This window comes from Plebeiibacterium marinum, from assembly GCF_026013615.1.
GTDB classification, from domain to species: domain Bacteria; phylum Bacteroidota; class Bacteroidia; order Bacteroidales; family Marinilabiliaceae; genus Saccharicrinis; species Saccharicrinis marinus_A.
In genome coordinates this window covers 38,150-47,636 of sequence record NZ_JAPDPI010000044.1, presented here as the reverse complement: position 1 = coordinate 47,636, position 9,487 = coordinate 38,150, and the positions used below count along the sequence as shown (strand labels likewise).

General features: G+C 36.8%; 4 protein-coding genes. All 4 read left to right on the top strand.

All coding sequences use genetic code 11. The features are described 5' to 3' along the window. The first annotated feature begins 1,072 nt into the window (after positions 1 to 1,072). Positions 1,073 to 4,219, top strand: a complete 3,147-nt coding sequence (locus OM074_RS17140) for a SusC/RagA family TonB-linked outer membrane protein (RefSeq protein WP_301201713.1) — start codon at positions 1,073 to 1,075, stop codon at positions 4,217 to 4,219. A 28-nt stretch (positions 4,220 to 4,247) separates the two neighbouring features. After that, positions 4,248 to 6,317 carry a RagB/SusD family nutrient uptake outer membrane protein gene (locus OM074_RS17135; protein WP_301201711.1) on the top strand — a complete coding sequence of 690 codons (2,070 nt, stop codon included), beginning with the start codon at positions 4,248 to 4,250 and terminating at the stop codon, positions 6,315 to 6,317. 140 nt (positions 6,318 to 6,457) lie between these two features. Beyond that, positions 6,458 to 8,281 carry an alpha-L-rhamnosidase-related protein gene (locus OM074_RS17130; RefSeq protein ID WP_301201709.1) on the top strand — a complete coding sequence of 608 codons (1,824 nt, stop codon included), beginning with the start codon at positions 6,458 to 6,460 and terminating at the stop codon, positions 8,279 to 8,281. A 66-nt stretch (positions 8,282 to 8,347) separates the two neighbouring features. Then, positions 8,348 to 9,439, top strand: a complete 1,092-nt coding sequence (locus OM074_RS17125; RefSeq protein ID WP_301201707.1) for a glycoside hydrolase family protein — start codon at positions 8,348 to 8,350, stop codon at positions 9,437 to 9,439. Positions 9,440 to 9,487 lie beyond the last annotated feature (48 nt).

Here is a 9,487-nt window from a genome sequence, read left to right as displayed (position 1 = left end):
TTCTCAATGACAGGTAAATGTGTTATGAACAGTTTACGTGAACAACTGACTATGTATTTTCAACAAACCGGTGTATATCTTCTCGTTCTGAATTAAGATAATGGATCAGTAGAGAGTATGAAATTATTTAAAGAAAAGGAGCATTTTTATACGCAAAGGATTATCTAATTTAGATGTGAAGTAATTATTGTAGTCCATTTATTTTGTATGGTTTTAGGTTCAAAAGTCATGATAATATTATCGTGACTATTTTAGTTAGTAATCCTTTGTTTAATAGTTGATTAATAATTCAGTCAGTATTGCCATCATTCTAAAAAATCTTAAAAAAGCATCCATTATTCAAAAAAAGCCCAAAAACGGCGAAAATTATTCAGAAAATGGCCGAAATCGGCAAAAATTATTCAAAAAAATGGCGTTTTTGAGACTTTTTCGATACGGCTTCGGGAATTGTTCGGGTAGCGCTCGGGTTTGTTCGGGTTTTGTTCGGATAGGCTTCGGACAGGGTATCCGAATAATGGCCAAAACCAATCCATAGTTAACCTGCATCTGTCCCGACTCTTTCTGGGAGTTGGGCCTGCTGAGGTTTGTTAAGATGTGTGTTTATCTATTCAGATATTAGATTCCCATACTAATAGTTTTGTGTGATTAAATCAAAGTCTCTATCTGAATGTAATATTTTTAGATTGTATTTACAGGCATATTCAGCGATTAAACAATCATTACTTTTTTTATTAAGAATCCATATTTTCTTTTACCTCTACAAACTTTCCTTTAGTACGATTCCTTTCTGTGGATATCTTCTTTTATGATTTTAAAGTTCCAGACTTAAGACTTCTGTTGTTGATTGTACCGGATAATAATGAGCAGAAATATGAGCTGAGACTTCGCATCTGACGTTGAATAAGGTAAAAACTAAAGCAACGTCTTTTGGAGATAGTAAATGGCTTGACGTGATAGTCTGGGATTGATCATTAGGGAATACTTTTACAAAAAAGAATTTCAAATAATAAGGTTGTCTAAAAAATGTATAGCCTTTTTCACTTGATAGTCAAATTATAATAATACAAATTTCATGAAAAAAAAATCACAAAAGGCCGATTTTGGATCACTAAAACGATTTTTAATGGCGCAACACTTTAGAAGATGTTTTTCTACACTATTTATTGCAGTCTTGCTAATATGTTCAACTGATGTATTTGCTCAAACAAATGGAGTGACTGTTCAAGGTACTGTTAAGGATGATATTGGTGAAGCTTTGCCTGGCGTTACCGTTTTCAAAAAGGGAAGTACATCAGGAACTATTACTGATATTGATGGTAAATTCTCAATTGCAGGTATAAAGTCCACAGATATTTTAGTGTTTTCATTCATTGGTATGGAAACTCAAGAAATACAGGTAGAGAATAAAACTAAAATTGATGTTGTTTTATCATCAGGTTCTATTGGATTGGATGAGGTTGTTGCCGTTGGGTATGGTATCCAAAAGAAGTCTGATGTAACGGGAGCTCTTACACGGGTAAGTGCAGATGATTTACAGGAAATGCCTGTTAAAGATGCCTTACAAGGTATGCAAGGTAAGGCATCCGGAGTTGATATTGTAAATAATCAACGCCCTGGTGAAACCGGTAGTATTACTATTCGAGGTGTACGTTCGCTTTCAGCCAGTAATTCGCCATTGTTTGTAGTAGATGGTATGATTCAGCAGAGCGGTGGTATTGAGAATATTAATCCCAGTGACATAGAGTCTATTGATATTCTTAAAGACGCATCAGCTACAGCAGTTTATGGGTCAAGAGGTGCCAATGGTGTAGTATTGGTGACAACCAAGCAGGGTAAAGATGGTAAAGTAACCGTAAATTATAATGGTAGCTACACTGTGAGTACTATGCATGACGTAACTGAAATGATGGACGGAAGTGAATGGATTGAATATTCTCGTCAGGCTTATATTAATGCAGGTTCATATGGCGCTGATGTTGCTACGTATAGTAATGATCTTGCTTTATTTGGTGGAGTTGCAGAATCCTGGGCTAATGTTGAACAAGCGTGGAATAGTGATCATACCGTTTTTGATCCTTCTTTAGTAGGAAATTACGATTGGACTTCTCTGGGAAAACAAGTTGGGATAACACAGGATCATACAATTAGTGTTTCCGGAGGTAATGAAAAATTCAAGGGGTATGCCTCAATGGGGTACTATACTCAAACAGGAACAGTTAAAGGACAAGATTATGACAGGTATTCATCTAAGTTGTCTTTTGAAGCTAACCCTGTTGATTGGTTTACCATGGGTGCCACGGCTAATATTTCATTTCAGGATCAGAATTATGGCTACACAGGGAGTGGGTCTGGTGGAGCAGGAGATTATTATGGAGCATTGAGAGGTATGTTACCATGGACTGTTCCTTATGATAGTACAGGAGAACTTATACGAGAACCTAATGCTGATTCAAACATCATAAATCCTATTGAAGAATTGATATATAACACCAATTCTCGTCAGACTTTTAGATTTACAGGGAGCATTTATTCCCAAATCAATTTTGGAAATATTTGGAAGCCTTTGGATGGACTTAGCTACAGAATTCAGTTTGGTCCTGAATACAAAGATTATTTGAATGGGAAATTTAATGATGCAAGAGGTCAGATAGGTGCTGGTTTAAATGTTGCTCGTAAAATTACAACCCGCAATATTGCCTGGACTCTTGATAACATTGTTAGTTATAATAAAACGGTCAGTGATATGCATAAAATAGGTTTAACCCTTATGCAATCAACTCAAAAATATAAGTCTGATGGTACAGATGTAATGGCAAATGTTGCAACTTCAGAAGAATTATGGAATAGCATAGGTTCAGCTGCGGATATACAGGGCTATGGTACATCATTAACCGAAAAACAGATGGAATCGTATATGGTCAGAGCTAACTATGGTCTTAAGGATAGATACCTGCTGACTGCATCTGTTCGTATGGACGGAGCCTCTCAGCTTGCAGAAGGTCATAAATGGGCAACTTTCCCTTCGTTGGCTTTAGGATGGAGACTTGATCAGGAACGTTTCATGCAAAGTATAGACGCTATTGATCAGTTAAAACTACGTGTTGGTTACGGAGTTACAGGAAATGCTGCAATTAGCGCATACGCAACTAAAGGTAACATTTCTACCACTTATTATAATTGGAATGGTAATACGATTCAAGGATACCTTCCTTCTGATCCTACATCAAGCAATCCTCCTAAAATGGCAAACAAGGACTTGGGCTGGGAAAGAACAACACAGGTTAACTTCGGTATTGACTATTCATTTTTACGCAGAGTAAGTGGTTCTGTCGATTATTACACTACAAACACAAATGATCTGTTAATGGTAATGTCAATTCCATCTCTTACTGGTTATACTTCAACTTATGCAAATGTGGGAGAAACAAAAGGATGGGGTATTGATCTGCAAATAAACACCTCCAATATTAAAAGCAGCAATTTTGAATGGAGTACAAATTTAACCTGGTCAAAGGATAAAAGTGAAATTGTAAAACTGGCTAATGGAAGAGAAGAGATGCTTGATAATGGCTGGTTTGTAGGAGAAGAGATTAGCGTGTATTACGATTATGTTTATGATGGAGTTTGGAAAACAGAAGAAGCTGCAGAAGCTGCTAAATATGATAGAGAGCCTGGACAAATACGTGTAAAAGATTTAAATGAAGATGATGCAATCGATGCAACTAATGATAAAAAGATTATAGGAAATGGTCGTCCGGATTGGACAGCAGGTATGACCAACTCCTTCAAATATAAAAACTGGGACTTATCATTCTTCTTGTTCTCCAGATGGGGACAAACATTGCCTGTTGGTTCAGTTAGCTTAAACGGTAGGTATGCATCCAGAAAGATAGACTATTGGGTGGAAGGAGTAAATGAAGATGCTGAATATTATAAGCCTGGTATTGTAGATACATACAAATCTTCACAAGGTTATCAGGATGGTTCTTTTATAAAGCTTAGAAATATTAATTTGGGATATACTTTTAATAATAGACAATTAAAAAAGATAGGTATCGGCTCTTTAAATGTTTATATGCAATGCGTTAACCCATGTACTGTTTATAGTGCAATTGATTGGTTAGATCCGGATTTAAGAGATTATACAGGAGGTAGTGCCAGATCTGGTTCTTCAGTAACTATTCGTAGTTATGTATTTGGAGTTAAAGCTTCTTTTTAATTTGAACAAAAATATAATTGAAACAGATATGAAAATCTCAAATATTTTTTTTAAAACAAGTATTCTTTTATTAACAATAGGAATCATGTTTTCCTGTTCTGATAGTTTTCTGGATGAGGTTAAAACAACAGCGTTAGATACAGATCATTTTAAAACGCAGGAAGGTCTGGATGAAATGTCGATTGGTATTTACACCATGCTTCAGTGGCCGGTTGGCTACAGTTGGGCCGCAAGACTATACAATATTGGTACAGATGAGTTTACCCGGGGAAAAGATGGAGGGGTTACACCTTACAATGATTATAATTCATCTTTAAATTCTACTGATGGACCAGAAGATGAATTGTGGGATGCCATGTATGGTGTTATTGAGTCATGTAATGTGATGATTAAAAATGTACCAGTATACTATGATAATACCAATTCGAATTACAATACCCGACTTGGGGAAGGCTATTTCTTTAGGGCCTATTATTATTTCGCATTAGTTCGCCAATTTGGAGGTGTACCACTTAAATTGTATCCTTCCAATTCAGTTGAAACTTATTTTACAAGAAATTCAGCAGAGGAGTGTTACGCTCAAATTATTTCTGATTTTGAGGAGGCATACGATCTGTTACCAACAATTACGGATGAATTAGGACGTATTACTCAATCTGTATCAGCTCACTTTTTAGCTAAAGCAAAGTTGTTTAGAGCAAGTGAAATAAATGATGACTGGAACAGTGAATATGTTAGCACAGACCTTGATGACGTGATTAAATATGCTAATGAAGTAATTGCACAACACCCATTAGCAAATAACTATGTTGATTTGTGGAACTTTACTACGCCTGATGGTCCTAATGAATTAGAGAGTGAAATTATATTATCAGCACAGTTTTCAGACGATCGTACAACAGCCGGACGATTTGGAAATAGATTTCATACCGCATATACTACCCAATATGATGGAGGAACAGGTTATGCGGGTCTTAAAAGGGATATTTCCGGGGGTAGAGGCCTTGCTTCCCTTAGGCCTTCAAACTACACCATTGAGGTATTTGATCGTGTAAACGACTCCAGATTCTGGAAATCATTTACGACTACATTTGGATGTAATTACTCAAGGTATGCTCCGACATGGACTAGTGACCAATTTGACGATATGGTTCTTGCCGATGGATATACTGTTGGAGAAAAAAGATTTGTTGGCGGTGAACTGGGAATGAAGTTTATAGTAAACGATGCTGGAGATGACACTTATACACAATATAGGGATGATCTTGGAAATACGCTTAAAGATGGAAAACTGGAAGCTCCCTGGACCTATGTGCGCTATTTTGCAGGCGAGAGTCATTTATGGATCGGAGAGATTGGAAACTCAGGAAGTATGTCTTCATTTAGAAAGTTTATAGGATTGTCTAAATTCAGAGACGGTTCAAGAGAAACCTATAACGATGAGAAAGGAACCCGCGACCTGACACTTGCCCGGTCTGCTGAAGATTATCTGATGATTGCAGAGGCATATATTAGAAAAGGAGAGGTTGTAAACGCTATTCCTTATTTTAATGCATTGAGAACCAGAGCTGCATACAAAGATGGAGAAGATAGAAGTGTGAATATTGACGGGGGTGTGGCATATAGAACTAATTCGAATATTACAGATGGTATGGGTGGTCATAAGGCCGGCTATTTGGATGGTGCAGCATATTGGGATTACAATACTTATTATGAGTCAAATAATATAGCAGAAACAACCGCAGCAACAAACATAACTTTAAGTGGTATTGACGACATCATAAATTCAGAGATAGATAAACCTATTTACGATGAACTTGGAGTGTCAGGTGATGATTTATACATGGCGTTTTTAATGAATGAGCGCACGAGAGAACTTTGTGGTGAGATGTATCGATGGGAGGACTTAGCCAGAACAAATCTTTTAGGATCACGATGGAATGCATTTAATGATGGTTCGCTTCAGCAAACCAGTTTCGATGCGAAGCAACACATCAGACGTCCAATTCCTCAGTCATTTCTTGATGGGATTACAAACGCTAACGGAAAATCACTATCCGACGAAGAGAAATCAGAAATGCAGAATTATGGATACTAAATTTTTTATAATATAGTTATTTGCATGAGGTTGTCCGGGTATCTGACAGCCTCATGTTTTCTGCATTAAATTTATTCATTTTTAGTTTTACAGAGTTGTTGTGCTAGTAGATTAAAATTGTTAAGCTATAAAATATTTATATGATTAAGAAGATATATACACTACTGATTGTTTCATTTTGTTTACTATTGTCTTGCACTACACCTGTAAATAGGAGAAGTGCTATTACATCAGACGGGTTATCCCGGTGTGCAAATAACTTTCCCAATGAACTGAATGCCCGTATAATAAAGGATCAATTATCACGGTTTTATATTATCCCACAACGAATTGTGTGGATTTCCTCAGATTCTTTGTTTGTGCAACCAGAGGTGCTTCTGAAAAACAATGGAACACAGCCATTTTTTGGAAAACAAAATTTGTGTAAAATAAAAAATGCAGGAAAAGATACTTCTTCAATTATTCTTGATTTTGGTGTTGAAACGCATGGAGGAATTGAAATAATAACTTCGCAGAGTAACAATGTAAGCCCTGAAATCAGATTGCGTTTTGGAGAGTCAGTGAGTGAGGCTTGTGGTGAATTACATACCGGAAAATCAGGATATGGTGGAGGAAAGGCGACCAATCATCATGCTATGCGTGATCTTAATTTGACACTGCCTGGATATGGGGCAATTACTGTTGGTAATACAGGATTCCGTTTTGTTCGTATAGATTTGTTAGGTAAAAATGCTTCATTGGTGTTAAAATCAATACGTGCCGTTTCGGTTGTCAGAGACCTTCCTTATTTGGGTTCATTTAAATCGGATGATGATAAATTGAATAAAATATGGGAGACTGGAGCTTACACCGTTCATTTATGTATGCAGGATTATTTATTGGATGGCATTAAACGTGACCGTATGGTGTGGTCGGGTGATATGCACCCTGAAATGATGACCATTAACTCTGTATTTGGATTTAATGAGGTTGTTCCTAAATCTCTTGATTTTCTAAAAGAAACAACACCTCTTCCTAAGTTCATAAACAAAATTCCATCCTATTCATTGTGGTGGATCTTAATGCAATACGATTGGTATAAATACCATGGAAAATTAGATTACTTAAAGGAACAAAAGGATTATCTGGTAAAATTATTAGATACTCTAAGTGAATATGTGACACCGGAAGGCAATGAAAACCTTTATAAGGTAGGAATGCGTTTTATCGATTGGCCAACTTATCGTAATAGTAAAACTACACACGCCGGTTTGCAAGCACTAATGGTTATGGCTTTTGAAAAGGGAGCAAAACTATGTGATGTTTTAGGTGAAGGAGAGAAGTCTGTTACCTATCATAACCTGGCAAATAAAATGCGAAAAGAGGAAATTAAAGATGTTGATACAAAACAAGCTGCTTCACTTCTTTCTCTTTCAGGTATGATGGATGCTACAGATGCTGATTCAGAAATTATTTCCAAAGATGGAGCTAAGGATTTCTCAGCTTACATGGGATATTATATGTTACTCGCACAAGCTGAGGCAGGTAACTATACAGGAGCCTTAAATAATATTCGTGAATTTTGGGGTGCAATGTTGGATTTAGGAGCTACTACCTTTTGGGAGGAATTTAATCTTGAAGAAGCTCAAAATGCTGCTCCCATCGATTCATTTATTCCGGAGGGTAAACTGGATTATCATCGTTCAACAGGTACATCCTGTTATATCGGATTGAGAAGGAGTCTTTGTCACGGATGGGCATCAGGACCAACAGCCTGGTTAAGTGAGCATGTTCTTGGTATACAAGTACTGGAGCCTGGATGTAAAAAGATAAAAATTGAACCTCATTTAGGTGATTTAAATTGGGTAGAAGGTACTTTCCCAACTCCGCAAGGTGTTATCTATGTAAAACATACAAAAGGTGAAAATGGTAGAATAAAAACAGAGTTTAAAGTTCCGGAAGGTGTTGAGGTGGATGTTAAATAAAATGTCACAAGGAACAGGGAACAAGGATAAAGGACTTTGAACTTGACGTAGTATTAATAAACACAAATGAGAAATTTGATTATGAATAATTTTATTTTAGCCAAAAAATGGGTTCTGTATATCTGTCTGAATTTGATTTTTATTTTAGTTAGCAGTGCTAATGCGCAAGAAACGTTAGTGCCTGTATCTGAAACTCCAAAACCTGTGGTTTCATTTGATCATACGGATGTAATTCAAAGTAATAATCGCTCAGGTTTTGAAACAGGACAAGTTGTTAAAGTTAATGGGGTGTATCACATGTTTGTTAATGAAATGTTTGAGCGTTCTCATCGTGATTTACGGATTGCTTATTGGACCAGCACAGATACAGAAGCATGGCAACGTCAATCCACTATAGTGGAGAGCATTCCCGGTCGTTCAGCAACCAACCCAAGATCAGAAGTTTGGGTTACAGGAGTGGAATTTAATGAGGAAGAGAATGCCTGGAATATATTTTACGTAGCCTACCGGGCCGGTGACAAGTCAAAAGGAGAGATTGCAAATTTTGATTATGAAGGTCGTATCTGGCGTGCCAAATCTGTAAAACCAGGAGTTGATGGTATTGCCGGACCTTATGCAGATATGGGAATTGTTATGGAACCTGATGAACATTCGCAATATTGGGAAGGACAACAAGCAGTTGCTACTTTTAATCCTTATAAAGTAGGAAAACAATGGTATGCATTTTACGATGGGCATAATCATAAGCCCAAAGGCGGTTGGCCGGTAGGTTTGGCTAAAGCTCCCCAATTATCAGGGCCATGGGAACGTTTACCTGTTGGAATAAATCCACTACCAATAGCCCTTGAATTTCTTGAAAACGCTCAGGTTACTGAGTTGAAAGATGGTCGTTATCTTGCTGTTTTTGATTCGTTTGGAGATCAGGAAATTGCTTATAGTATTTCTATGGATGGAGTTCATTGGAGCAAAGAGAAACGAATAAAGGCACAATCAAATGATCAGATATGGGCTAAAGATGGCGACCATGCGATGCGAACTCCTCTTTGCGCTATTGAAGAAGAGGATGGCACTTTTACTGTTCTTTATACTGCTATGATGAAAAAAGAGGGTAATAACTTTTATGCCATAGGTAAATGTGTAATAGCATGGGAGAAATAACTCAAAATAGATCGTTAGATTTTAGATAATAGATTTTAGACTTATTTA